21 protein-coding genes are annotated in these 25,689 nt (G+C 46.6%); 12 read left to right on the top strand and 9 right to left on the bottom strand.

All coding sequences use genetic code 11. The features are described from left to right. Positions 1-75: 75 nt before the first annotated feature. On the bottom strand, positions 76-1,980 hold the full coding sequence (gene mnmG, locus V6C93_RS25610; protein ID WP_333479495.1) for a tRNA uridine-5-carboxymethylaminomethyl(34) synthesis enzyme MnmG: 1,905 nt from the start codon (positions 1,978-1,980) through the stop codon (positions 76-78). Positions 1,981-2,106: 126 nt separating this feature from the next. Between mnmG and V6C93_RS25605 the strand changes: the two genes are divergently transcribed. From V6C93_RS25605 to V6C93_RS25575, 7 genes are all read left to right on the top strand, one after another. After that, positions 2,107-2,241 carry a hypothetical protein gene (locus tag V6C93_RS25605; protein ID WP_333479494.1) on the top strand — a complete coding sequence of 45 codons (135 nt, stop codon included), beginning with the start codon at positions 2,107-2,109 and terminating at the stop codon, positions 2,239-2,241. Positions 2,242-2,409: 168 nt separating this feature from the next. Continuing rightward, positions 2,410-2,733 carry a hypothetical protein gene (locus V6C93_RS25600; protein WP_349262840.1) on the top strand — a complete coding sequence of 108 codons (324 nt, stop codon included), beginning with the start codon at positions 2,410-2,412 and terminating at the stop codon, positions 2,731-2,733. A 579-nt stretch (positions 2,734-3,312) separates the two neighbouring features. Then, positions 3,313-4,842: a photosystem II chlorophyll-binding protein CP47 gene (psbB, locus tag V6C93_RS25595; RefSeq protein ID WP_333479492.1), complete on the top strand. Its 1,530-nt coding sequence runs from the start codon at positions 3,313-3,315 to the stop codon at positions 4,840-4,842. Positions 4,843-5,080: 238 nt separating this feature from the next. Then, entirely contained in the window at positions 5,081-5,176 is a 96-nt protein-coding gene (locus V6C93_RS25590; RefSeq protein WP_015185906.1) for a photosystem II reaction center protein T, read from the top strand. Between the two features lie 254 nt (positions 5,177-5,430). After that, a complete protein-coding gene (gene nrdR / locus V6C93_RS25585; protein ID WP_333479491.1) occupies positions 5,431-5,991 on the top strand; it encodes a transcriptional regulator NrdR in 561 nt (186 codons plus the stop codon). 203 nt (positions 5,992-6,194) lie between these two features. Continuing rightward, positions 6,195-7,190: a 30S ribosomal protein S1 gene (locus V6C93_RS25580; RefSeq protein WP_333479490.1), complete on the top strand. Its 996-nt coding sequence runs from the start codon at positions 6,195-6,197 to the stop codon at positions 7,188-7,190. Between the two features lie 133 nt (positions 7,191-7,323). Then, positions 7,324-8,067, top strand: a complete 744-nt coding sequence (locus V6C93_RS25575; RefSeq protein WP_333479489.1) for an HAD family hydrolase — start codon at positions 7,324-7,326, stop codon at positions 8,065-8,067. 85 nt (positions 8,068-8,152) lie between these two features. Here V6C93_RS25575 and V6C93_RS25570 read toward each other — a convergent pair whose 3' ends face one another. The 3 genes from V6C93_RS25570 to V6C93_RS25560 form a co-directional block, all read right to left on the bottom strand. Continuing rightward, entirely contained in the window at positions 8,153-12,211 is a 4,059-nt protein-coding gene (locus V6C93_RS25570) for a PAS domain S-box protein (protein ID WP_333479488.1), read from the bottom strand. Positions 12,212-12,588: 377 nt separating this feature from the next. Further along, positions 12,589-14,601, bottom strand: coding sequence for an ABC transporter ATP-binding protein (locus tag V6C93_RS25565; RefSeq protein WP_333479487.1), 2,013 nt, complete (start codon positions 14,599-14,601; stop codon positions 12,589-12,591). 135 nt (positions 14,602-14,736) lie between these two features. After that, the gene (locus V6C93_RS25560) at positions 14,737-14,961 is read right to left on the bottom strand and encodes a hypothetical protein (protein ID WP_333479486.1); all 225 of its coding nucleotides are present in this window, start codon (positions 14,959-14,961) and stop codon (positions 14,737-14,739) included. A 192-nt stretch (positions 14,962-15,153) separates the two neighbouring features. On the opposite strand from V6C93_RS25560, the gene gloB reads away from it, so the two are divergent. The 3 genes from gloB (at position 15,154) to dnaB (ending at position 19,583) form a co-directional block, all read left to right on the top strand. After that, positions 15,154-15,927, top strand: a complete 774-nt coding sequence (gene gloB / locus V6C93_RS25555) for a hydroxyacylglutathione hydrolase (RefSeq protein ID WP_333479485.1) — start codon at positions 15,154-15,156, stop codon at positions 15,925-15,927. Between the two features lie 161 nt (positions 15,928-16,088). Beyond that, complete coding sequence (gene rplI, locus V6C93_RS25550; RefSeq protein ID WP_333479484.1) at positions 16,089-16,547, top strand: 50S ribosomal protein L9; 459 nt, start codon at positions 16,089-16,091, stop codon at positions 16,545-16,547. 204 nt (positions 16,548-16,751) lie between these two features. Further along, the gene (dnaB, locus tag V6C93_RS25545) at positions 16,752-19,583 is read left to right on the top strand and encodes a replicative DNA helicase (protein ID WP_349262839.1); all 2,832 of its coding nucleotides are present in this window, start codon (positions 16,752-16,754) and stop codon (positions 19,581-19,583) included. A gap of 35 nt (positions 19,584-19,618) precedes the next feature. On the opposite strand, the gene V6C93_RS25540 is transcribed toward dnaB, so the two are convergent. Together V6C93_RS25540 and V6C93_RS25535 are read right to left on the bottom strand one after the other, a co-directional pair. Then, positions 19,619-20,179, bottom strand: a complete 561-nt coding sequence (locus V6C93_RS25540) for an FKBP-type peptidyl-prolyl cis-trans isomerase (RefSeq protein ID WP_333479482.1) — start codon at positions 20,177-20,179, stop codon at positions 19,619-19,621. Positions 20,180-20,205: 26 nt separating this feature from the next. Next, the gene (locus V6C93_RS25535) at positions 20,206-20,532 is read right to left on the bottom strand and encodes a phasin family protein (protein WP_333479481.1); all 327 of its coding nucleotides are present in this window, start codon (positions 20,530-20,532) and stop codon (positions 20,206-20,208) included. A 211-nt stretch (positions 20,533-20,743) separates the two neighbouring features. Here V6C93_RS25535 and V6C93_RS25530 point away from each other — a divergent pair, with 211 nt between their 5' ends. Together V6C93_RS25530 and V6C93_RS25525 are read left to right on the top strand one after the other, a co-directional pair. After that, on the top strand, positions 20,744-21,058 hold the full coding sequence (locus V6C93_RS25530) for a TIGR03792 family protein (RefSeq protein ID WP_333479480.1): 315 nt from the start codon (positions 20,744-20,746) through the stop codon (positions 21,056-21,058). A gap of 176 nt (positions 21,059-21,234) precedes the next feature. Further along, positions 21,235-21,606, top strand: a complete 372-nt coding sequence (locus tag V6C93_RS25525) for a hypothetical protein (RefSeq protein ID WP_333479479.1) — start codon at positions 21,235-21,237, stop codon at positions 21,604-21,606. 74 nt (positions 21,607-21,680) lie between these two features. Here V6C93_RS25525 and nblS read toward each other — a convergent pair whose 3' ends face one another. The 3 genes from nblS to purD all read right to left on the bottom strand — a co-directional run bounded on the left by nblS (position 21,681) and on the right by purD (position 25,526). Next, positions 21,681-23,627, bottom strand: coding sequence for a two-component system sensor histidine kinase NblS (nblS, locus tag V6C93_RS25520; protein ID WP_349262838.1), 1,947 nt, complete (start codon positions 23,625-23,627; stop codon positions 21,681-21,683). Then, the gene (locus tag V6C93_RS25515; protein ID WP_333479477.1) at positions 23,518-23,958 is read right to left on the bottom strand and encodes a hypothetical protein; all 441 of its coding nucleotides are present in this window, start codon (positions 23,956-23,958) and stop codon (positions 23,518-23,520) included. The genes nblS and V6C93_RS25515 overlap by 110 nt, the downstream gene beginning before the upstream one ends. A 296-nt stretch (positions 23,959-24,254) precedes the next feature. Then, positions 24,255-25,526, bottom strand: coding sequence for a phosphoribosylamine--glycine ligase (gene purD / locus V6C93_RS25510; RefSeq protein ID WP_333479476.1), 1,272 nt, complete (start codon positions 25,524-25,526; stop codon positions 24,255-24,257). Positions 25,527-25,689 lie beyond the last annotated feature (163 nt).

The following is a 25,689-nucleotide window of genomic DNA, read 5'->3' as shown; positions in this document are numbered from 1 at the left end:
CACTATACCCGCAAGACTAGTGCTGTTACTGCATATTAAAACACTTGAGGCTGCTCAGAAGTGTTATTGCGATCGCTACGCCATTGCTGTACGCGACCTTAGTTCTAAATACACCAACAAGGCGTTAATATCCGCCGGATTAACACCACCAATTCGAGACGCCTGACCAATGGTCAAGGGTTTTACCTTCGAGAGCTTTTCACGAGACTCCTTAGAGAGAGTGTCAATCGTCGCGTAATCTAAATCTGACGGTAGCTGCCGATGGGCTTGGCGGGAAATGGCGTCAATTTGATTTTGCTGGCGCTGGAGGTAACCGGAGTATTTGATGTCGATTTCCGCACCTTCGCGTTCTGCCTGATTGAGATTAGAGTTACTCAGTCCGTAGCGGTCTAGATCGACGTAATGGAATCCGGAACGCCGCAGTAAGTCAGCTAGGGTAATAGAGCCTTTTATTTTTTGCTGGGTATCAGATGCGATCGCTTTCCCCAGTTCATCATGTTCCTTAACCCGGAATTCCTGGAGTCGCTCTTTTTCCGCTTCAATTTTCTCTTGTTTTTGGGTATAAAGTTCCCAACGTCGGTCATCAATCAGCCCGACACTTCGCCCTAATGGGGTCAGACGCCGATCCGCGTTATCCGATCGCAACAACAGGCGATACTCAGAACGGCTTGTCAGCATCCGGTAAGGCTCTCTTAGGTCTTTCGTGCACAAATCATCAATCAGTGTACCAATGTAGCTACCCTCACGAGGCAGCACAATCATATCTTGATGCTGAACATACCGCACGGCATTAATCCCAGCGATCAGACCTTGAGCGGCGGCTTCTTCGTAACCGGTCGTCCCATTGATTTGCCCCGCACAAAATAATCCCTCTACCTTCTTGGTCATCAGGGTAGGATAGCACTGGGTTGCTGGGAGATAATCGTACTCAACAGCATAGGCGGGACGTAGCATCGCGCAGTGTTCTAATCCAGGGAGACTTCGCAACATTTGCAACTGCAATCCCTCCGGTAACCCCGTTGAGAATCCCTGAATATACAGTTCCGGAATATCCCGTCCTTCTGGCTCAATAAAAATCTGGTGGCTTTCCTTATCGGCAAAGCGCACAATCTTATCTTCAATACTGGGACAATAACGCGGCCCCTTGGCATCCACCCAGCCACCATAAACGGGCGACAGGTGCAGATTTTCCCGAATCAGTCGGTGAGTTTCAGCGGTTGTGCGGGTGAGATAGCAATTCATCTGCTCCCGTTCTACCCAGACTTCCGGATCAAAACTGAACCAGCGCACCTCCTCATCCCCAGGCTGAGGTTCCATCTGGCTGTAGTCTACTGACCGCTTATCCACCCGTGCTGGAGTCCCCGTCTTCAGTCGTCCCGTTTCAAAACCGAGTTGATTCAGGGTGTCTGTTAAGCCAACTGCCGCAAATTCCCCTGCACGTCCAGCGGACATGGATTTATTCCCCACCCAAATGCGTCCACCTAAGAAGGTACCCGTTGTCAGCACAACGGCTGGTGCTTGGAAGCCTACGCCAAAGTAAGTCTGAACGCCAATGACTTCATCATTCGCTCCCAGCAATAAATCCGTAACCATGCCTTCGCGGATTGTCAAATTTTCTTGATTTTCGACAATCCCTTTCATGACTGCCGCATATTCCCGTTTATCCGTCTGCGCCCGTAATGCCCAAACAGCCGGTCCTCGTGAGGAGTTGAGGACTCGTTTTTGCAGGTACGTGCGATCGGCCATTTTGCCAATTTCCCCGCCGAGGGCATCTACCTCATTGACTAACTGAGACTTGGCGGGTGCACCGACTGCTGGGTTACAGGGTTGCCAAGCGATTTTGTCAAGAGTCAGGGTCAAAAGCAGGGTACGACAGCCGAGGCGTGCTGCGGCGAGGGCGGCTTCACAACCGGCATGACCTGCACCGACAACGATGACATCAAATGCGTCTAGGAATTCTACAGGGGAAGTAATGGTCATGGTAAGCATTTGAGTTGCGAGGACTCATGCTTAATTTTAACGGTTAGAATTGGGTCTATTTTAATTGGGCAGGCAGATGCATTAATGCTATAGGCGTAGGCGGTCAATGCTTCCCCTAGTTCTAAGGTGAAGAAGTTAAGACATCAGGTTTATTGCATAAATGCTCAAGAAAAGTGGCGATCGCTTTACCTGAATTATGAGGATGACAGAGGAGCGATCGCTATGGAATACTCAAGGCTACTTCGGGAACTCACGCAGTAATTAACAAAACATAACAATGTGGGTGTGGTAGTACATAAAGTGAGCCACTTGATGAGAAGGGAAGCGATCGCACTTTTATCCAATCTCTTAAAAAAACTTAATAATACTAGCCCACTTCCGCCAAGAGAAGCCATAATGCCGACAAATATGGTTGGACACTATAGGTCAGTGAAGTACTTTTTTCTCTCCGATGGATGGATGGTCGGTCGGGTTTGGGAGTTTGGCGGACTATGGAACATACACTCGTGGCGACGGGAACCCGAAATTCAGCAAATGAACCTTTGTATCCTGGAGCAAGGGGAAAAATTATGGCTTTATCGGGTTGAAGAAGCTGTTCTCATGGTAGAAGTCAAACCGACGCCTGATGCTACGTCTGATTCCGCAAAGAATATTGGTCAGGTCGTCCTTAAACGTCTGATTACTGCCGAGCAAGCCCTAGAGAGACTAGCAACTGCACAGACTTGGTCTAGTCCCCTCTCTCTGGAATCCTGACAGTCTCATACCTCAAATAGTAAAAATTTCCCCCTAGGCACTCTCTCCTTTCGGGGAGAGAGTCATTCTCAAGAGTTAGAGGGTGCCTTCTCTAAAGGCAGAGGAAAAGCAGAGGAGCCATCACAGCCCAAGCTTTCTCCACGTTTCGATGCCAGGGAACAGGGTCTCTCGGTACTCAATGGGTGGCGGTATTCAATTTACCCTTGTAGTTGTGTCCTTGCGGACAGATGAACTTGACTAGGATCTATGTACAAGTAAAAACTGAGCATAAACTTACCTTACATTCACTCAAGCCGTGCCCAACAGCTCTGTCTATAAGATTTATGTAAAATATTATGAAGAAAGTTTGCCCAATTTAGACTTAAACATGGGATCATAACTCTGAGATTGGCTTGCAATCGGTTCTAACAATAGTTACACTTCTTTAAACAATCTTCAGTTTCACGGACTTCGTGTCCGCAAACTACGTTCCCTGACTTAGAGTTCCTTAAAAAAACTCTACAAGGGTAGCGGCAATTTCTAATATCTTCAAAAAAGAAGCGTCGAAGTAGAAACTTTATCCGAGGAGGAGCGTAGTCAATGGGACTACCCTGGTACCGAGTACACACAGTCGTCCTGAATGACCCAGGGCGGCTGATTGCTGTACACCTGATGCACACTGCCCTTGTGGCAGGTTGGGCTGGCTCAATGGCCCTTTACGAATTGGCAATTTTTGATCCGAGCGATCCTGTTTTGAACCCGATGTGGCGTCAGGGTATGTTCGTCATGCCCTTCATGGCTCGTTTGGGTGTCACCCAGTCTTGGGGTGGATGGAGCATCACTGGCGAAACCGCTGTTGACCCAGGTTTCTGGTCATTTGAAGGCGTCGCAGCTGCTCACATCGTCCTCTCTGGTCTGCTGTTCCTGGCTGCCGTATGGCACTGGGTGTACTGGGATTTAGAACTGTTCAGAGACCCTCGCACGGGCGAACCGGCTCTGGATTTGCCAAAAATGTTTGGCATTCACCTGTTCTTGTCTGGTCTTCTCTGCTTTGGCTTTGGTGCGTTTCACTTAACTGGACTATTCGGTCCTGGTATGTGGGTCTCTGACCCGTATGGCATAACTGGCCACATTGAACCTGTGGCACCAGCCTGGGGACCTGAAGGGTTTAACCCCTTTAACCCCGGCGGCATTGTGGCTCACCACATTGCGGCGGGTGTTGTCGGTGTCATTGCTGGTCTGTTCCACCTAACGGTTAGACCACCGGAGCGGCTATTCAGAGCCCTGCGGATGGGGAATATCGAAACTGTACTTTCCAGCAGTATTGCCGCCGTCTTCTTTGCCGCTTTTATTGTGGCAGGTACGATGTGGTACGGCAGTGCTACTACACCAATTGAATTGTTCGGTCCAACCCGTTATCAATGGGATCAAAGTTATTTCAAACAGGAAATTGACCGACGCGTACAAGCGAGTCTGGCGTCTGGAGCGAGCGAATCACAAGCTTGGAACCAAATTCCAGAGAAGCTAGCGTTCTACGATTATGTGGGCAACTCCCCTGCTAAAGGTGGTTTGTTCCGTACCGGTGCAATGGACAAGGGCGATGGTATCGCTCAAACTTGGCTGGGTCACCCAGTGTTTAAGGATTCTGAAGGTCGGGAATTGTCGGTTCGTCGCCTACCCAACTTCTTTGAAACCTTCCCTGTAATTTTGACTGATGCCAATGGGATTGTTCGTGCAGATATTCCATTCCGTCGAGCAGAATCAAAATACAGCTTTGAGCAGGCTGGTGTCACTGTTAGCTTCTACGGTGGCGATTTGGATGGTCAAAACATTAAAGACCCAGCCCTTGTGAAAAAGTATGCTCGTAAGGCTCAACTTGGTGAACCGTTTGAGTTCGATACGGAAACCCTAAACTCTGATGGTGTGTTCCGTACCAGTCCTCGCGGTTGGTTCACCTTTGGTCATGCGGTATTTGCTTTGCTGTTCTTCTTCGGTCACATCTGGCATGGCTCCCGGACTCTGTTCCGAGATGTGTTTGCTGGTGTTGATGCTGACATGGAGGAACAAGTTGAGTGGGGTCTCTTCCAGAAGGTGGGTGACAAGAGTACCCGGAAAAAAGAAGCTGTCTAGAACGGCAATTTTGTAAAAGGTAAAAAGGCGACTAAAGGCTGAAGTGTGAAGCTTGACGAATGAAGTTTGAAAACTAAACTAGACAAGCTCATGGCTGAATGATCGGGTGGCTTCATCTTTTTGGAGACAAGCACGAGGAATTCATCCTTCATACTTCACCCCTTTTTCTGCCTTTTGACTTTTTCATTCACATGGCGAGTTAGACTGGTAGTTGAGCAGATAGTCAGGAATTATTGACATGGAAAGCATTGCTTATATCTTGATTTTGACCTGTGCGATCGCTACGCTGTTTTTTGCGATCGCTTTCAGAGAGCCGCCTCGGATTGAGAAGTAGTTAAACGCGAACGGTAGGCTCCTCAGGAGCCGCTGTGTTAACGCCCTGAACGAAGCGTAGTCGCGTGAGTGCTAAAACTTTAAACTTAAGTTTGGATATCCTGAGCCTTCATGAGTCTATCGGCTTCTCTAATTGAGAAAATGAGATAGACGACATCGGTTCAGGTTTTCGCATATATTTACATTCGAGTTAGATTTTTCTCTCCCTTGCAAGCTGCCTTTGACTCCACCCAGCTCCCAAAGGATTTTACTTTTATGCGATGCCCTTATTGCCAGCACACTGACAGCCGCGTTCTTGAGTCCCGTTCCACGGAAGCAGGACAAAGTGTTCGGAGGCGTCGGGAGTGCTTGCAGTGCAAACATCGCTTCACTACTTACGAACGCATTGAATTTGTGCCTTTGACTGTCATCAAACGAGATGGGAGGCGTGAATCCTTTGACCGCTCCAAATTATTACGAGGAATTATAAGAGCCTGCGAAAAAACAGAGATTTCTCAAAGACGCTTAGAAGTATTTGTAGATGAAATCGAGGCTGAATTACATCAGCAATCCGGACGCGAAGTCACTAGTAATGAAATTGGTGAATTAGTTCTTCAATACTTGCGAGAGGAGAGTGAAGTCGCCTACATCCGTTTCGCCTCTGTTTATCGAAAGTTTCAAGGTATCCGAGATTTTGTCGAAACCTTAGATCACCTCAAAAGCCATGCTGAACTAATTGAAATATCTTCGAGCCCCCTCACGGCAGCTGTAGAGGTAGACGAACAGGAACCATCGGCATCAATGAGGCTTCCGGAGAATTCAGAGCTAAAAGTGTAAACAATCTCATCAACGAGACACGGATAAGGAAACGCTACTAAGGCATCCAGCCTGAGTTATAATTAGCTGTCTGCACTTTATTGAATCTTTTAAAATAGGGTATAGACAACGCGATGTAGGTGTAGGCAGCACAATGCCGACGTGCTTGTACATCGACAGGAGGCATAGTCATTACGGAGATAAAACTAGGAAACGCAACGCACATGCTCAGTCAGAAAAGAACCGCTACAGTAGATATTGGCTTCACTCACGACGATTTCGCCGCCCTTCTTGATAAATATGATTATCACTTTAGTCCTGGTGATATCGTCGCTGGTACCGTATTCAGTTTGGAGCCTAGAGGCGCTCTGATTGACATTGGTGCTAAAACCGCAGCATATATCCCGATTCAGGAGATGTCAATCAACCGGGTTGACAACCCGGAGGAAGTCTTACAGTCAAACGAAACGCGGGAATTTTTCATTCTGACTGACGAGAATGAAGATGGACAACTAACCCTCTCAATCCGCCGCATTGAGTACATGCGGGCTTGGGAACGAGTACGGCAGCTGCAAGCTGAAGACGCAACAGTTCGCTCCCTGGTCTTTGCTACAAACCGAGGTGGAGCTTTAGTGCGAATTGAGGGGTTACGTGGCTTTATTCCCGGTTCTCATATCAGCACGCGCAAACCGAAGGAAGATTTGGTGGGAGAAGAACTCCAACTGAAATTCTTGGAGGTGGATGAAGACCGCAACCGTCTGGTTCTGTCACACCGTCGTGCGCTGGTTGAACGTAAGATGAACCGCCTAGAAGTGGGTGAAGTGGTTATCGGTTCTGTGCGGGGCATCAAACCTTACGGGGCATTCATCGATATTGGTGGTGTCAGTGGGTTGCTACACATTTCTGAAATTTCCCACGACCATATCGATACTCCTCACAGCGTGTTTAATGTCAATGATGAAGTGAAGGTGATGATCATTGACTTGGATGCGGAAAGAGGCCGGATTTCTCTGTCTACCAAGCAGCTAGAGCCAGAGCCGGGGGATATGATCAATAACCGCGATCGCGTCTACGAAAAAGCGGAAGAAATGGCAGAGAAGTACCGCGAGAAGATGCGTGCGGCTCAACAGCAGCAAGTGGCGGCTCCTGAAGAGCCAGAGCTAGAGCCAGAGCTAGAGCCAGAGTATGAAGAAGAAGTCGTCGCTGCGATCGAAGAGTAATTATGTTTTGTGTTGGGGGTGGGTCTTAAACACCCAACTCTTTATGAAAGAGGGATTTTCCCTCTTTTTTTATTGGAGCGCTGGGTCATCGACCTTCATGTTTTCTGTGATTTGTTGAGAGGAGAATGAACTCTTGGTAACGATTCGCTGTCGGGACGCTACATTCCCGAATATTCAGGCGGTCATTTTTGATAAAGATGGCACCCTAGAGGATTCGCAAGTCTTTTTGAGAGAACTGGGGCAAAAGCGATCGCGCCTGATTGATGCCCAAATTCCCGGTATCGGAGAGCCGTTATTGATGGCGTTTGGCATTGATGGAGAAAAGCTTGACCCCACCGGTTTGATGGCGGTGGGGAGCCGCCGTGAAAGTGAAATTGCTGCGGCTGCCTATATCGCTGAGACGGGTCGAGGGTGGTTGGAGTCGTTAGCGATCGCACGTAGTGCCTTTGAAGAAGCTGACCGCTACCTGAAAGACGCCGCCAATACTACACCCCTGTTTGTTGGTAGCCTGGAAGTTCTGAAGTTCCTCTCAGAAGCTGGATTAAAACTGGGCATCCTGTCGGCGGCGCGAACATCACGAGTACAAGCTTTTGTCAAGCGTCACCAACTCGACCCTTACATTCAGCTACAGCAAGGCGTAGACGAAGGGCCTAGTAAACCTGACCCTACACTATTTCTCCAAGCTTGCCAAACGTTGGGCGTTGAACCTGCCTTTACTCTCATGGTGGGAGATTCTGCCGGGGATATTGAGATGGCACGCCGTGCGGGTGCGGCAGGTTGTATTGGTATTTGTTGGGGAACAGCGGAAGCAGCACATTTAGAAGCGGCAGATGTAGCCATTTCCCAGCTGGATGAAATCCAAGTGGTTGAGGGTTGAAGGTTGCTCAAAGGGTGGACAAAACTAGGACTGAGGCCGCAAGTAGAAAATTACGTCAGTGACCCATAAGTTCAAAAAACCTTTATCAACCAGGCTGACAATTAGCCAATGCTTTTTGGCTGACTGGAATCTCTACAATAAACTCTGTCCCTTGTCCTGGAGCAGAAACACAACGGAGTTGCCCCTTGTGTTTTTCTACAATAATTTGGTAACTAATTGATAATCCTAAACCCGTACCACTCCCTACCGGTTTCGTAGTGAAAAAGGGGTCAAATATTTTCTCTCTCACTGCTTCACTCATGCCAATACCATTGTCGGTAATGCAAATTACAACCCACTCATGAATGGGACATGTATCCACTTCCTCTTGACAAAGTATGGGTGTATTGCCATCTATAGCTATCGACTTTTGACTTAGCGAAGTGCTGATAGTAATTACCCGTGGAGGAGATTGACTGTCGAGAACATCAATGGCATTTGAGAGTAGATTCATAAATACCTGATTCAACTGACTGGCATAACAGCTAACCAGTGGCAGTTGACCATAGTTTTTAATCACTTCAATTCCACCCGCGTTGGTATCGGCCTTCAGTCTGTGCTGCAAAATCAAAAGAGTACTATCGATGCCTTCGTGAATATCGACAGCTTTTAAGTCTTTTTCATCAAGGCGGGAAAAGTTTCGCAAGCTAAGCACAATCTCGCGGATGCGTTCAGCCCCTACTTGCATGGAATCAATCAGTTTTTGCCAATCTTCCACTAGAAAATCAACTTCAATCTCAGACTCTAACTGCTGAATTTCCGATGTGGGGTGAGGATAAGTTTGCTGGTAGAGTTCAATCAAGTTCAGTAAGTCTTGAAAGTACTGACGGGCCGGAGTGAGATTACCGTAAATAAAGCTAACAGGATTATTGATTTCATGAGCAACACCCGCAACCATGCGCCCTAAACTTGACATTTTTTCAGTCTGAATGAGTTGGGCTTGAGTGCGTTTTAATTCGTCTAGAGCGAGTTCAAGAGCTACTGCTTGTTGTTGAGTATGTTGGAGTAATTGAGCCTGTTGTAGGGCGACTCCCAAATGAACTCCAATCTGAACTACAGCACTGATTTGTGCTTCTCTCCAACAGCGGGGACCAGAATTTTGATAAGTTGCCAGCAATCCCCACAGTTTACTACCACAGAAGATAGGGACAACGATGTATGCTCTGACTTGAAATCGCTCTAATAAATGGATGTAGCAAGGGGTAAGCTCAGCCTTGTAAATGTCTTCAGTGACTCGGTAATTGACACCTTGACTGTATGCGCCACCTCTAGTGTCTTGCAGATAAGTGTCTTGCACAGAGTCATTTTCAATGCTCAAGGTTTTGATAATGCAATTTTCATCTTCTACAGCGTCCTGCTTCAGATAAGGGTCATTCTTCTGTTCAGCAATCAGAGGTACCCAACCACTCGCCACTGACTCGGCAACAAATTCCCCACTCCAGTCAGGATGGAAACGATAAATAGCGACGCGATCGCAATTTAAGACACCTCGCAGTTCAGAAGTTGTAGCTCCAAATATCGCGTCAATATCGAGGGTTTGGCGCATCCGTTGCAGGACAGTCGCGATCGCTCGTTCCCGCAAAGCACTTTCCCGAAGGGCTTCCTCTATCCGTTTGCGATCGCTAATATCAGTAGAAGTCCCAATCACTTGTTTGACTGCACCATCAGGAGTCCTCTCAAACACGGTTTCTAGAGTAAGCAGAGTCCGCCATTCTCCTTGAGCATTTCTAATCCGATACTCGATGTCCAGAATGTCATCATCTGTCGCTGTCTCCCATTTTTTTAAATGAAGAGGAAATGTTGCCAAGTCGTCAGGATGAACAATCGATGGCAGTAGCGCTGAACCCATCGCTTGCATCTCTTCTGCTGTATAACCTAAAACCGCAGCAAGTTCTCGATTGGCATAGACATTACGCTGTTCAATATGGTCGTAGATGTACCAAAGATGGGGAGAAGCATTAGCAATTCGTTCAATAAAATGCTTGCTTTTTCGTAGTTCTTGTTCGGTTTGTTTGCGGGCGGTTATGTCTTTGCCAATACCCACAATAGAGCCATCCGGTAAACGAATGTTTGCCCAAGAGGTAAACAGAATGTTACCAGCGCGAGTTCTGAGCTGAATGTCTTGCCATGTCCCATCAGCTCTCATCATGAACTCTAAAACTTCTGTGCGGTAGTCTGGGTTTGGATAGCATTCTGCCAAGATATCGATTTCTCGCATTTCTTCAAGCGACCAACCCAGAGTTTGTTCAAAGGCTTGGTTGATTAGCTGTACTTGTGCGTCAGCATTATAGAAGCACAGCATGACTGGGATATTGTCAAAAAGGGTTTGTAGAATTTCTTTTTGTTGTTTGAGCGCACGTTCAGCGACTTTGCGCTTGGTAATGTCGAGTGTCGTTCCGAAGAATTTAATCACCTGCCCTTGCTCGTTAACAACAGCCTCAGCTCGTTGAGAAACGTACCGAACTTCACCAGACGCTCCTGGCGTCGCTACCGCTTCGCTAACAGGGCACACAATCCGAAAATCTAATTCATCGCCTCTCCCAGTCTCTATCATTTGTGCGTGGCTCTGTTGCACTGATGCTCTGTCATCAGGATGAATTTGCTGGATGTGTTGTTCGTAAGATGGTTCGCCTTGAGTTGGGTCAAGACCAAAAATGCGAAATTGTTCTTCTGACCAGGTAATTTTCTGTGCAATGACATCAAATTCCCAACTTCCAACATGAGCAACTCGTTGAGCGGCTTTTAGAGTCGCTTCGCTCTCTCGTAAAGCGGCTGTTCTTTGAGCAACTTTGTTTTCTAATGTGCGTTCGTTTTCTTGTAGTGCGGTAAAGGAATCTTGCAGTTGTGCTGCCATCTGATTAAACGTCTTTGCCAATTCTCCCACTTCATCAGAACGTTTGATGTCTAGTGTTTTATCCCATTCCCCTAGAGAAATTTCTTTGGCAGCCGTATTCAAGTGCAAAATTGGCTTTGTAATCCAACTAGCGGTAAGAATACCAATTCCCGTCGCTACAATAAAGGCAGCTAGGCACAACAGAATAGTCGTCTGGGTGTTGGTGTTAATTCGCTGCATAAAGTCGGCTTCTGGCACGACGACCACAATTAGCCAATCCAGCCCAAACTCATCTTTGAAGGGAGTTACCTGTGCGAATTGCCGTTTACCTTCTATTTCAAAATCAAGTTGTTTTGAGGCGTTAATGTTGGTTAAGTTGCCAAAGCGCGAGATCACATGTTGTGCTGTGCCTCGAATCAAAGGGTTATTAATCTCGATAGCTTTGAGTCGCTTCTTTTCTTTACCATCAGCTCTACTAGCAAAGGGAAGTTCAGGACTTGAAGATGCTACTAGCATTCCCGATCGCTCAATGATAAACGCCTCTCCGTGAGTACCAATCTCCAAACTTTTCAGAAAATTATTGATGGCTGTAAGAGATAGATCGCTTGATAAAACACCTTGAAACTTACCTGCCTCATCATAGAAGGGATAGCTAGCAGCAATCCCTAAGCCTCTAGAAGTAGGAACATAGATATAAATAGGACACCAAGTCGGTCTACCTGCCTCTACAGCCATTTGATGAAAAGGTCGTTCTCTCGCATCGTACTTTGGTTGATTGACCAATAATTTTTGGCGATTGCCCTGGCTATCTACGTCGTAGATGCGAAGGACACCTCTGGTAAAATTTTCAGTAAAGGCAACTGTTAGCCCTCGCTCATCGTGACCAACGGAAGCAAGTCCGCCTTGTGGATTGCTGAAATAAATTCTACTGAGTGAATTGAAGACTTGAATTTGTTTTAAAAAATGGCTTTCTAAGGCTTGAGGATTTTTTATATCCAACTGACCCAGACGTATCCCATCAGCGTTGGTTGCATTGATTAGATGAGGTGTTTTTAGGTAAGTTTTAATTTGATCAGCGGTGCGATCGCTAATTTCCCTACGCAATTGGGAGGCAACGTCGTTAACTGCCTGTTGCCCGTTTCTAAAGGAGAGATACCCAACTAACCCCACTGCCCCAACAATTTGCAGGACAAAGGGGAAAATGAGAACAGTTCGCAGGGTAGCCTTGACAGAAACTGTGGTAAGAATATGCTTTAGAAACCTAATAAACATGAGAAGTTGTTTGTTGCTAGTTTCTGTAGCTCTGGCAAGGGCTTTCATACAGTTTGACGGTGAGGCAGCAAGCGGAAATCACCAACAGTCCAACTCATTGCTCCTTGTCAGTCTCTTGCTTGTCCGCTTTAAATATATCGAGTATGCCTTAGGTATACCATCAGCATAATTTTTTATGCTGATGGTTTCTTATTAAATTTATATCTCAGGATAGATGTAACATATTAAAACTATCAAATATTAGTTTGCAGCCACAGCCATATTTTTTCAATTCAAGATTGCAACTTAAGCCTCAAGATAAGAGGAGAAAGTGATCGCTCGCCCCAGCTATGTGATCGCTTCCTGCACGGGATTTATTCCCTTCTCGCATACAAGTCTCAAACGAGGTTAGAATTTTCTTCCAAAAGCTCCAAATTTTTGAGCAACCGAATGGCTGATTTATACGCTTCCTCAGTTAATTCGTCCCGTTCGCCGCTGTTTTCTACCAAGTCATCAACCACTAACTGCAAGAACCCAATCATAGGGTTGAGACGATTGCGAATCTCATAAGAAGCTCGCATAAACGCCTCATTGGCTGAGGCATTGATGACATCACTGGCGCTGCGATCAAATTGCATCAAGTAAAGACGGGTGTAATAGCCGCCTTGTTTAAGCAGTTCCTCATGAGTACCCAGCTCTACAACTTGTCCTTTGTCGAGTACCGCAATTTGGTCGGCTTTGTGTACGGTGGAAAGACGGTGAGCAATCACAATCGTAGTGCGATCGCGGCAGAGTTCATCAATAGCCTCTTGCACCAACCGCTCAGACACAGTATCTAGAGCACTGGTCGCCTCATCTAGAATTAGAATATCGGGGTTACGCAGCAGCGCACGCGCGATCGCCAGTCGTTGCCGCTGTCCTCCAGATAACAAAACACCGCGATCGCCAATTTCTGTATCAAACCCTTGGGGTAACTGAATGATAAATTCGTAAGCATTCGCTCGTTTGGCGGCTAAAAGAACCTGTTCGTCCGTAACATTTTTCAGCCCATAAGCGATATTGTAACGAACAGAATTATTGAACAAAAACGTATCTTGACTCACAATTCCCATCGCTTGCCTGAGCGATCGGATGTTATATTCTCTTAAATCTTTGCCATCCAGTGTAATTCGTCCCTCAATGGGGTCATAAAATCTCGGCAGCAAATCTGCCATCGTTGATTTACCTGCACCTGAAGCACCAACTAAAGCGAGAGTTGTTCCTTTAGGAATCCATAAATCAACCCCTTTAAGGACTAAATCATCATGGCCTGGGTAAGTGAAAGACACGCCTTCCCAACGAATTCCTTCTGCTATTTTTGTGTAAAAATTTTGACCATTCATCATGAAAGGTTTGTCATCTCGTCGCAAAAAATTAGCAACGATTTGCGTCCCCGGTGCGGCATTGGCAAATTGGCTCCTTTGGGCATTCAGTTGGCTAACTACCGGAAGTAACCGAAAGAGTACGTATAGATAAATCAGTAATACTGTTAAAAGTGACTCCATCTGCTGCCAAAAAAAAGCTTTCCCCAAAAAGACAATTGCCAAAATGGACAAAGTTCCTACTATCTCATTGATCGGGCCAATAGCGTCATAATTAGCCTGTGATCTGGCATCTATTTTTTCTAATTCATCCACAAATTTATCTAATTGTTGATACTCATATTCCTCATTCCCTACTGCTTTAATTAGCCGCATTCCTGTTAACATTTCGACCAGGATTGTCGCATATCGGCTGGATTTCTCTGAGAGTATTTGACCAAAGCCTTTAGCCCGCTGTATCAAGGTTTGATTAATCAAACCCACTATAAATAATAAACCGCTAGCAGCTAACGTAAGTTTCCAAGATATTGAAACAAGAATGCCAATAAATATTAAAATATTAATGGATGTCGTAAATATGTTAATGGCAATTCGGATAGAGATTGTTGCTCGATTAACTTCGTTCCCTATCTGATTCAGAATATCTCCAATTTTAGTTTTGGAAAAATAAGCTATATCAACTTCTAAGAGTAGCTTAATTCCTTCATCCCGAATATCCCTAACCAGTTTTCTTGATAAATTAGCCGAAACGATTCCATTCAGGTAAACGGCAATATTCTTTAAAATAATTCCTAAAACGACTACTGTCACCATGAACAAGATACTGGCGCTATCATCACCCCGATCAAAAAAAGCCAGAATTTTTTGGATCGCTGGCGGACCAACCTTCAGGTTTATATCTTCTTTCCCCAAAAAACCCAGTACTAATGGCACAACAAGGGTTGTACTAACACCATTAAAAAGGGCACTAGATGAACCAAGAATAATCGTTAAAATAATCCAGCCAGGATAGCGTTGTGCGTATCTCAATAGAAGCTGATTAGGAGACATAGGGTAGGTGCTGTTATACAATAGAAAGCTTATATTTCCTCTAAGACTAAGAATGACTTCTTAAAGGCCATCTTTAGTGCAATAAGAGAGAAAATACAAAAATAAAGAAATATTTTCCGCCGGGAAAGGTGTCAATTAATCAATCATCTGTAAACGCTCGGTTTGAAGTTCGTCAAAGATACGGTTGAGTTGGCTGCGGTCATCATCGGAAATTTTGTAATCAGAGAGAAATATAGTAACGAGTTGTAGATGTTCCTGACGGCTTAATTGACCAGTCTTAAGAATTCGCTCCACAATAGGCTTGATGGTTTGACTGAAATGATTCTGGATGTTTCCTGCCATTAGCTGCGGGTCACGCAATAACGTTTTAGCACGCTGGATAGTGCTTTAATTTTCTCCTAAGATAGTCTGCTTGGTATGGATACGTCATCTCGCACCAGAGAGAGGCTTAGAGCTATGGTTGAATAGGGTGGGTCGGAACATGTCTATGTTGAGAGTTGGGTCGCTTCGCCCATCGAGAAAGAAACGGATTTGAGTGAGGCAGGACAAGTCATGCAGGTAAATCGGCTTCCAGCACTTTCTGACAACTATATCTTTTTGCTTCATGACTCTAAACACAACGTTGCGGCGGTTGTTGACCCAGCAGAAGCTGCTCCGGTGCTGCGGCGTTTAGACGAACTGGGCGCTAAATTGGTGGCGATTTTCAATACTCACCATCACATGGATCATGTCGGTGGTAATCAGCAATTGAGCCAACGTTTTCCGGATGTCTGTGTGTATGGGGGGGCTCAAGACCGGGGTCGAATCCCAGGACAACAGGTGTTTTTACAGGAAGGCGACAAGGTCGAATTTGCGGATAGAACTGGAGAAGTGTTATTCGTGCCTGGACACACCAGTGGGCATATCGCTTACTACTTTCCTCCAGAAGTTGACGGTGAGGCAGGAGAGCTATTCTGTGGCGATACCTTATTTGCGGGTGGTTGCGGCAGACTTTTTGAAGGGACACCGACGCAGATGGTCGATTCTTTGAGTAAGCTGCGGGCTTTACCGGATAACACGCGAGTATGGTGTGCGCATGAGTATACGCTGAAAAATCTCCAATTTGCCCTGACGGTGGATGCCGAGAACCCCGACTTACAAAGTCGATTGACTGAAGTTCAAGCCGCCCGTCAACGTTCGGAGGCAACCGTGCCATCCCTGTTGGGCATGGAAAAGCGCACTAATCCCTTCTTGCGCTGGGAGGAGCCAACACTACAGGCCGCTGTTAAGTCAAAAGAACCCGTGCAGACTTTTGCGCGATTGCGGGGCATGAAGGATCGCTTTTAAGGCCAGGGGGCGCTGAGCAATGGGGAACAGCAGAAAGCCAAAATTCCCATACTAATGAATCGTGACTAACCGGGTTGCGATCGCCACACAGATTTTCGTACTATGAAGTGTTCTAGGATATCATCACTCCTCCTTGGAAGTCAGTACCTGAAATAACGACTATGGCGAAGCGCGTGCAATTAGTTTTAAGTCAAGATGTTAGCAAGCTAGGCAAAACCGGGGATCTGGTTGAAGTGGCTCCTGGCTATGCTCGCAATTATCTAATTCCTAAAAAAATAGGAATGATCGCCACCCCTGGCATTCTCAAGCAAGTTGAACGGCGTAGAGAGCTAGAACGGCAGCGCTTGCTAGAAGAAAAGCAGCAAGCTGAAGCCCGTAAGACAGCCCTGGAAACCGTTGGTCGCTTTGTCATCGCGAAGCAAGTGGGTGAAAAAGAGGCAATCTTTGGTACCGTTACAGCCCAAGAAGTGGCAGAAGCGATTCAATCCGCCACCAATCAGGAAGTAGACCGTCGGGGAATTACGCTACCCGACATCGGTAAGCTCGGTTTCTATAAAGCAGACGTAAAGCTACATCCAGAAGTTACAGCGACGGTAGAAATTCAAGTCGTAGCTCAGTAGTTGAAGGTTCAATCAGTGACCAGTGATCAGTTATCTGTGATCAGATAACTATTGGGGGATTGAACCCCTGAGACGTTACCTTCCACCGTCGCTATGAGAGGGGGACTCTTACTTCCACCTTTGAGCTCATCAGCGACCAACTGGTCACTGCTCACTGTTGAAGGATTGATTAAGCTGGTTTTATCTGGCGATCGCGTCTTGGTTATGACTCAAGAACTGAATTTCTCTGCATTTAGTAACTCTCTACCCCCTCAAAATGTTGATGCCGAGGAATCCATCCTCGGAGGCATTTTGCTAGACCCCCAAGCGATTGGTCGGGTTGCTGACTTGCTGCGCCCAGAAGCTTTCTATATTAATAGCCACCGCGAAATCTACAAAGCTGTCTTAGCGCTTCATACTCAGAGTAAGCCCGTCGATTTAATGAGTGTTACTACTTGGCTCTATGACCACGAGTTATTAGACAGAGTTGGCGGTCAGAGCAAGTTAGCGGAGTTAGTTGATCGCACCGTGTCAGCCGTGAATGTTGACCGATATGCGCTGTTGGTAGTGGATAAGTACATCCGTCGCCAACTGATCCACGCTGGTAACGATATTGTGCAGCTGGGTTATGAGACATCGCTCGAATTGGAAACCGTCTTAGACCAAGCCGAACAGAAGATTTTCAGCCTCACCCAAAAGCGTCCTCAACAAGGTCTAGTTCCGATTGCTGAGACCCTAATTCAGACGTTCCAAGAAATTGAAACCCGCCAAGAGGGTGCAGCAATACCGGGTATTGCCTCTGAATTCTACGACCTAGACGCCATGACCGGTGGCTTTCAGCGTTCTGACCTGATTATTGTGGCGGGTAGGCCGTCAATGGGAAAATGCATTGTCTTCGATACCCCAATTGTCTTGTCAGATGGGAGCATAGCCACCGTTGAAGAAATCTATCATCGTCGTCAAGCTGAATTATTAACGTTAGGGCAGGATTGGAAATTCCACCTCACTCAACCATCCGCATTTGTAGATGATGGGTGCAAGCCAGTATTCCGTGTGACGACTCGATTAGGACGGTTTATTGAAACCACCATTACTCATCCGTTTTTGACCATCAATGGATGGCAACAACTTGGGGAACTGAAACCCGGTAACAAGATTGCGGTGCCTCGTAAGATAGAGGTTTTTGGAACAGAAACCATCCGCGAGTGCGAAGTCAAGCTGTTGGGATACTTGATTGGAGATGGTTGTCTAACCAGGACTTCTCCACAATTCATCAATAGCAATCCTTTGCTGCAAGAAGAATTCATTGAGGCTGTTGCTAACTTTCCAGGACTCAAAATTCGCTTAGAAACGTCACAGGGGACTCGTACTCCAACCCTGAATGTTACTGGAGATCTAGAATTCATCACGACTTACCGCAAGATTTTTGCACAACGCCTACAAGCCGTTATCCAGTCTTTGTCTTTATCTGCTTTACAACTCTCTAAAGCACTTGGAGTCAGCCAAAATACAATTTACCAGTGGATAAAAGGACGCTGTGTTCCAAATCAAGAAACGTTGAAGCGGCTATGTAACTTTTTGCAAGTTGAAGCTGAAGAACTTATTCCTCATGGACTTGCTGCTATTAGTAAAAATGGCAAAAATCCACTGACGTGCTGGTTACAAGAATTAGGTCTTTGGGGCAAAGATGCTCATAGCAAAAGTATCCCAGCAATTATCTTCAAGTTAGAGCGATCGCAAGTTGCTTTATTCCTCAACCGTCTCTTTGCCACCGATGGATGGGCGACGGTGCTTAAAAGTGGTCAATCACAGTTAGGGTATGCCTCTGTGAGTGAGCAACTGGTAAGGCAGGTACAGCATCTTTTACTCCGTTTTGGCATCATTGCTGCTCTAAAAAAGCGGTTTATAAAATACAACAATACTCGCCGCCCAGCGTGGCAAGTTGATATTACTAATGCTCTGTCTATCAAGACGTTTATCAGTGAAATTGGTATTTTTGGGAAAGAAGAGGCTCTGTCCAAAGTACAAGAAGCCCTATTGGAGAAGCGATATCAAACCAATCGCGATCTAATTCCCATTGAAATCTGGAAGCAAATCGCCAAGGTAAAAGGTAGTGAATCTTGGAAATCTTTAGCCCTGCGTGCGGGCATCAAGGGTTACTCAAACATTCATGTAGGTAAACGAGCCTTATCACGAGAGCGGCTTTTTATGTTGGGCTTTGCTTTAGATAACCTGCCCCTTCAGCAGTTAGCAACTAGCGAAATTTACTGGGATGAAATTGTTTCTATTGAATCTGTGGGATACAAAAAGGTCTATGACTTAACTATTCCAGAAACCCATAATTTTGTGGCGAATGATATCTGTGTTCACAATACCAGCTTCGCGGTGGGGATTGCTCGCAATATTGCTGAAAAATTTCCAGTAGCCATTTTTAGCTTGGAAATGTCGAAGGAGCAATTAGTGCAGCGTCTTTTGGCGAGTGAGGCAGGAATTGAGAGCAATTATCTACGGACTGGGCGGATTAGCCAAACTCAGTGGGGAGATTTAAGTCGTGCCCTTGGCACATTATCGGAGTTGCCGATGTATATTGACGATACCGCTAACCAGACGGTTATGCAGATGCGATCGCAAGTACGTCGTCTTCAGGCCGAGCAAGCTGGCACATTAGGATTAGTTTTGATCGATTACTTGCAGTTAATGGAAGGCAGCGGTGACAACCGCGTCCAAGAGCTATCCAAAATTACGCGCAGTCTCAAAGGATTAGCCCGGGAACTCAATGTCCCAGTGATTGCTCTTTCTCAGTTGAGTCGAGGAGTTGAAGCTCGCACCAATAAGCGACCAATGATGTCAGATTTGAGAGAGTCGGGTGCGATCGAGCAGGACTCAGATTTAATCATTATGCTCTACCGGGACGAATATTATTCACCCGATACACCGGATCGAGGACTTGCAGAAGTCATTATTACGAAACATCGAAATGGCCCGACAGGTGTCGTCAAGCTAATATTTGACCCGCAATTTACTCGTTTCCGTAACCTTGCCTCTCCCAATCGATGAGAATGGGCAGACGATTGAGAGAGGTAAGATTGTTTCTAGCTAATTTTTAGCAGTTCCACATCAAAAATTAGTGTGGCGTTAGGCGGAATCACTCCACCCGCACCACGGGCACCATAGCCCAACTCAGCGGGAATAATGAGTTCACGCCGTCCGCCAACTTTCATTGAGCCAACGCCTTCATCCCAGCCTTTGATCACCTGTCCTACACCAATTTTGAAGGAAAAAGGACGGTTGCGATCGCGGGAACTATCAAACTTAGTCCCATCCTCCAACGTTCCTGTATAGTGAACGACAACGGTCTGACCTTTTTGAGGTGTTGCCCCGTCTCCCTCCTTAATCTCCTTGTACTTCAGGCCAGAGTCCGTTGTCACAACATCCTTCCCTGTAGTCTTTTCGCTTTCTGAGCCACTATTCATTGCCATAAGTTTTGTATCCTTAACAGCGGATCTAGCACTGGTATCTAGTGCCACCACTGCGGGTTGAGTTTTGGTAAGTTCGTCAGCGAGTGCTGAGCTTTTCCCACTACTAAACTGAGCCACGATAAGCAGCAGCCCAAAAGCTAATACTACTCCTAAGCTGATTAAAATTTCTCTCAAAATCTATCCTCCCGATTCAACTTGCTTCAACGCCAGAGCTTATTTTCCAGGTCTCGTACCTGCCGCTCTAGGCGATCGATGCGACCTCGCAATTCATCGACTTCCGATTGCCGAGGAACACCGAAATCTTGCATCATATTACGCAATTGCCGTTCCATCTGCGCCTCAAAATTACCATGCTCTGACTTGAGCTGCTGCACCATCTCATCAACAATTCCTTTGGCCTGCTCAGGGTTAATTTTTCCCTCTTTTACCCATTCATCGCTCACCTCTCGCAGTTTCTCTGCGACTACTGATGTCGTGCCAACACCGACCATCAATAACTGCTGGAGCCAATTGTTATTATTATCCATCTGTCGTTCCTGCCACTGGGTGCTTAATTGGGGGGCTTAACGTAGACTGTTCCCAAGGGTGCTCATCACCGGATGTATTTCCAGCCTACAGTTCTATTCTGTGACATCTTCTCAGCACCTGTCGCCAACCTACGCTCAGATAAATCATGACACAATAAAGCGATGTCTCTTTTCGAGCCGTCGTAACTAACCCTAAGCAAGATTCGTCAACATGGTCATTGAGTGGCTCAAACTGAGAGTCTCTCCCGAACTTCGGGAAAAATTTATTCAAAAAGATGCCGAAATCTGGACATCGATGTTAGCCGCCTATCCAGGATTTTTAGGCAAAGAAGTCTGGATCGATCCAGAAAGACCAACAGAGGTGATCTTAATCATTCGTTGGGCCAGTCGCGACGCGTGGGAATCCGTTCCGGCAGAGCGCCTCAAACAAGTTGAGCAGCAGTTTACGCAAGAGTTTGGAGAACAACAGCAGATTATTGAGGCGGCTGAGTATCAAGTACGAAAATTTCCCTTGGCTTCAAGCTAGTGCAGCGCGGTAGAAATAAGTCTAGCCGCACAGACGTTACACCAAAACTTCTCTACAAAGCGAAAGCGGATTGCCTAAAAAGGGGTAGTAGACCGGGATTTGGTATGAGAGCCAGATAGATTGGTGTGGGTAAGATAGCCTATAGGAATCGGTCAGCTGATCAAGAGCTACTACCTATGCAAAATTGCCCCAAATGCCATCAATCCGTCAGTAGCCGCGCAGTTACTTGTCCCTACTGTCGAACAGTTCTTAAAGCCTACGGTCATCCAGGGATTACTTTGCACCGAGCAGTGGGAGATACAGCGTTGTGTGAAACCTGCACGTACCACGCGGATGATACTTGTAATTTTCCCCAACGTCCCGATGCTCAAGAGTGTACTCTTTACGACAATATGAACCAGCATCAGTTAGACACAGAGCAGCTCCGTAACACCAGTCCTGACTTGATGCATTCTTTAAGATTGTACTGTCAACAACACCCAACTTTGCTAGGTCTCCTTGGATTGGCAGCGGTGAGTGTTATGCTGACGCTGATTGCCTCTAAATGAGGGAAATCTCTAAATAGAGTTGACAAAGCTCGCTTTTTAGGGTTTATTTAGCTTTCCCTCAACGTTCATCCCTGCTAAAGCACACTGGTAGCAGCTGTTGGGGCTTGAGGAGTTGATGAGGTGTCAACAGGTTGATTTTGGTCAACCACTATTTTTTTGTCTTCAAACACATCCAAGTCAAACCAGAACGTTGTACCAATGCCGACTTCGCTAACTAAATGGACTTGACTGTGATGCTTCTCAATGATGTTTCTGACAATGGAAAGACCTAACCCCGTGCCTTCTAGGGTATGAACTCGGTTTTCTACACGGAAGAACCGCTCAAAAATTGCTTCTTGGTCTTCTGCATCGATCCCAATGCCTGTATCAGAAACTTCAAGGCGCACAGAACTAGTCTGGTCGTGATGATTGAGCGTTTCTTTTAGTAGATAAGCACGAATCGTTACTCGTCCACCTGATTCCGTAAATTTCAGGCCATTACCAACTAAATTATCAAAGACTTGGAGTAGTAAATCGTAGTTACCTAAGACAGGGGGCAAATTAGGTTCAATTTCGTGAATCAGTTCAATGCCTTTGTCGCGGGCGTTGAGCTGGTAGGTTCGCAGCGTCTGCTCGACGGGCTGAGCGATGTCTACGGGCTCAAAGTGATAAATTCGACAAGAGGTCTCCAGTCGAGATAAATCCAAGACATCGTTGACCAAACGTGTTAGGCGGTCTGTTTCGCGATTAGCGGTTTCGAGAAACTCCCGTCGCTCTGTTTCACTCAGGTCTTCGCCGTATTCGTGAAGCGTTTCGATAAAGGATTTGATATTAAAAAGAGGTGTCCTTAGTTCGTGGGAGACGTTGCTAATAAAGTTACTCTTAGCCTCGTTTAACTCTACCTCACGGGTAATGTCCTGTACCGTCATCGCAATTCCCTTGAGTGTCTCTCGATACTGATCGAAGACCCTTGTTAAGAGAATACGTACAGTGCGAGCTGTTGGCTCGGTCAGAGTGATGCGGAACTCTTCACCTTCCCGATCTGCGCTCTGCCGCAGCGCTTCGTTATCGTAATCGAGAGATGGTTGGCCTTCAGCAATGTGATAAAGCGGTCGCTTGAGTTCCATTGTTACCACCTTAGGCAGGTAATCTAGGACATTTTTCCCTACAATGTCACACCCTTCCCAACCGAAAATGCGCCGTGCTGTCAGGTTAACCAACATGATCTGTAAATTGGTATCTAGTAACACAGCACCATCCGCGATCGTGGAAACTAGCGTTTCTAACTTGGCTTTCTCAGCCGTCAATTCCTCAATATTTTGCTCTTCATAGCTCTCTAGGCGCTCTGCCATTTCATTGAAGCTGAAAATCAGTTCCCCTAATTCACCTCCTAAGGGGAGGTCAATTCGCTGCTTGAAATTACCAGCCGCAATATTTTTGACTCCTGTGAGCAACTCCTTGATGGGCTTTGTGATCATCAGCGCGTTAGATACGGCTCCCAAAATCACCATGACCCAGATCGAGATAAAAACAGCGATCGTTACGTCCCGTGTCAAATTGGAGGAGGCAACAACTGTGGGATTTGGGTTAATGCCGATCGCTAAAACCCCCAGGGATTTGCCATCATGCATCAGGGGAACAAACACATCTGTCACTTCTCCATCAGGCGTCCGGTGCTGCCGTACCATCGGCAAATCCGAGTTATTCCCGTAATTTTCGGGCAACTCAATCCGACGCTGGATCGTTAGTGAGTTTTGTACCTCAGATTCCGAGAAAGGAATGCCAAAAAAGATGTTGCCATCCGCATCAGCGTAGAGCATGTAGCGCACGCTGGATGTGGTGCTATAAAAGCGGTGGGAAAAGCGAGCCACTTCCGTCAGCTTATTTTCTGCAATCTGAGGTGCCACATTAGCTGCCAGCAACAGACCTAAGTCACGACCAAAGCGAGTGTCGTTCATTCGAGCGTCCTGTTGAATCGTATTCACCGCCCAGAAGGTTAAGCCACTCATGATCAAAGAGACGGCTAGTGTCGCTGCCGCCATCAGCCGGGTTTGGAGTGTAAAGTCCGACCACCAATGCGCGATAACTTCTCGAATGGTTTTTAACAAAGCCAATCTCGGTTGGGTTACTAAAATCAACAGAACGGTCTTGTGAAGTACCCTCTTGATTGCTGAGCAATACAAGACAGGCTTCCAGTTTCATCCGCCGCTGCCACGTTAGGTACTCATGACTGAGTTCGGAACGGAATCCGATGATGGTCTTACACAGCGTCCGGAGGTTGGGTACACGCTCTGTGACCTTGACTCCTGTATTAACGTTCCGGTGGAACGTATTTACCCTGGCAGACCCCCTGCTTCCCAAGGGGTGAATCATTCAACTATACGGATTTCCTATGCCTTGCTTATGGCTCCCGTGAGGAAATCATCTTTTTTGAGGTCTGGAGCTAGTACTCATGAAGAGCCTTTTAGTCAGCCAGTGGGAGTTTCGACCGAGATTCATTCTACCAAGAATTCCAGGCTATATGTTAGACTCCGACTCGCTTTCATCCATACTTGTTTAAAAATTGCAAGGGTGAGATGTCCGCGAGAACGGCTAAAAGGTAGCCAATGGCTTGTAATTCCAGTAAATCCTAAATGGCCTATCTCTTACCCCTTTAATGAGACTAAGGGCTAGACATTGATGACTCTATGACCAATATCTTTACGGTAGTACATTCCCTCAAACTGAATACAATCCATTGCAGCATAAGCTCCTGCGATCGCCTCAGCCAAAGTTTCTCCCGTTGCCGTCACACCCAACACACGACCCCCATCGGTCAATAGTTGTTGCTGCTTCAGCTGTGTCCCTGCTTGGAACACAGTAGCTCCCAGTTGTTCGGCTTGCTCAATTCCCGTAATCAGCTGGCCCTTCTGGTAGCTCCCAGGATACCCTTGCGCTGCTGCGACGACACAAACCGCTGCACCCTGCTTCCAGGTAATCGGTGGAAATTGCTCTAGTCGCTGCTGAGTACAAGCTAGCAGTAACTCTTCCAGTGGAGTTTCTAGTAAAGGTAAGATCGCTTGGGTTTCTGGATCGCCGAAACGGCAATTAAATTCCAGAACCATTGGGTCACCTTCAGGAGTGATCATCAATCCGGCGTAAAGAACCCCCCTGTAGTCGATCCCTCTTTGCCGTAAAGCTTCAACAGTCGGCTGGAGGATTTCTTGCTCGATTCGTTCCATCAAGGCAGGTGTTGCGAGTGGCGCTGGGGCATAAACTCCCATTCCCCCCGTGTTTTCTCCAGTATCCCCTTCTCCAATTCGTTTGTGATCTTGTGCAGGTAGTAAGGGTCGTACTGTTAAGCCATCAGTCACAGCCAAAACAGAAACCTCTTGACCAGTTAAACACTCTTCAATCACCACAGGACTCAACCCACTCTTGAAGAGCGACTCAATAGCAGTTTTCGCCTCCTCAACAGTAGCGGCAACCGTTACTCCCTTCCCTGCTGCCAAGCCATCGGCTTTAACAACAATCGGTGCCCCTTGAGCCATCACATAGTCAGTTGCCGCCGCCGCATCGGTAAACCTCTCGCAACGAGGTGTGGGAATACCAGCTTGTTGCATCAAAGACTTAGCCCAGTATTTACTGGCTTCAATCTGCGCTCCTTCCTGTGTTGGTCCAAAAACCATTACGTTAGGGTTGTGTTGTTGGAGGTAGTCTGTAAGACCCAACGCCAGTGGGACTTCTGGGCCAACAACAACCAATGTGACGTTTTGAACCACAGTAAATCGAGCAATTCCCTCAAAATCATCAACTCGTAAGGGAAGATTCTGGCAATTTTCCATCCTAGCTGTGCCACCATTACCAGGAACACATATCACCTGACGAATGCGTTGAGATTGCAACAGTTTCCAAGCGAGGGCGTGCTCGCGTCCCCCATTGCCAACCACCAAAACCTTCACGTTAGCCTCGTGCTCCAGAAGAATTGAACTTTAAAGGTAAACACTGCCAAATTGCGATCGCGAGGTCTGCCTGTTGCGGCAGGTAGCAGCGGTCTGTAGCGGTCTAGTCTCATTGATAAATTCACTCTACAGAATGCGTTACTCAAAAGCTTAGAGCTTTTGA

Source organism: Allocoleopsis sp. (assembly GCF_036703385.1).
In the GTDB taxonomy this organism is placed as follows: domain Bacteria; phylum Cyanobacteriota; class Cyanobacteriia; order Cyanobacteriales; family Coleofasciculaceae; genus Allocoleopsis.
The sequence above is the reverse complement of the archived record's forward strand: the minus strand, read 5'-3'. Positions and strand labels throughout refer to the sequence as shown.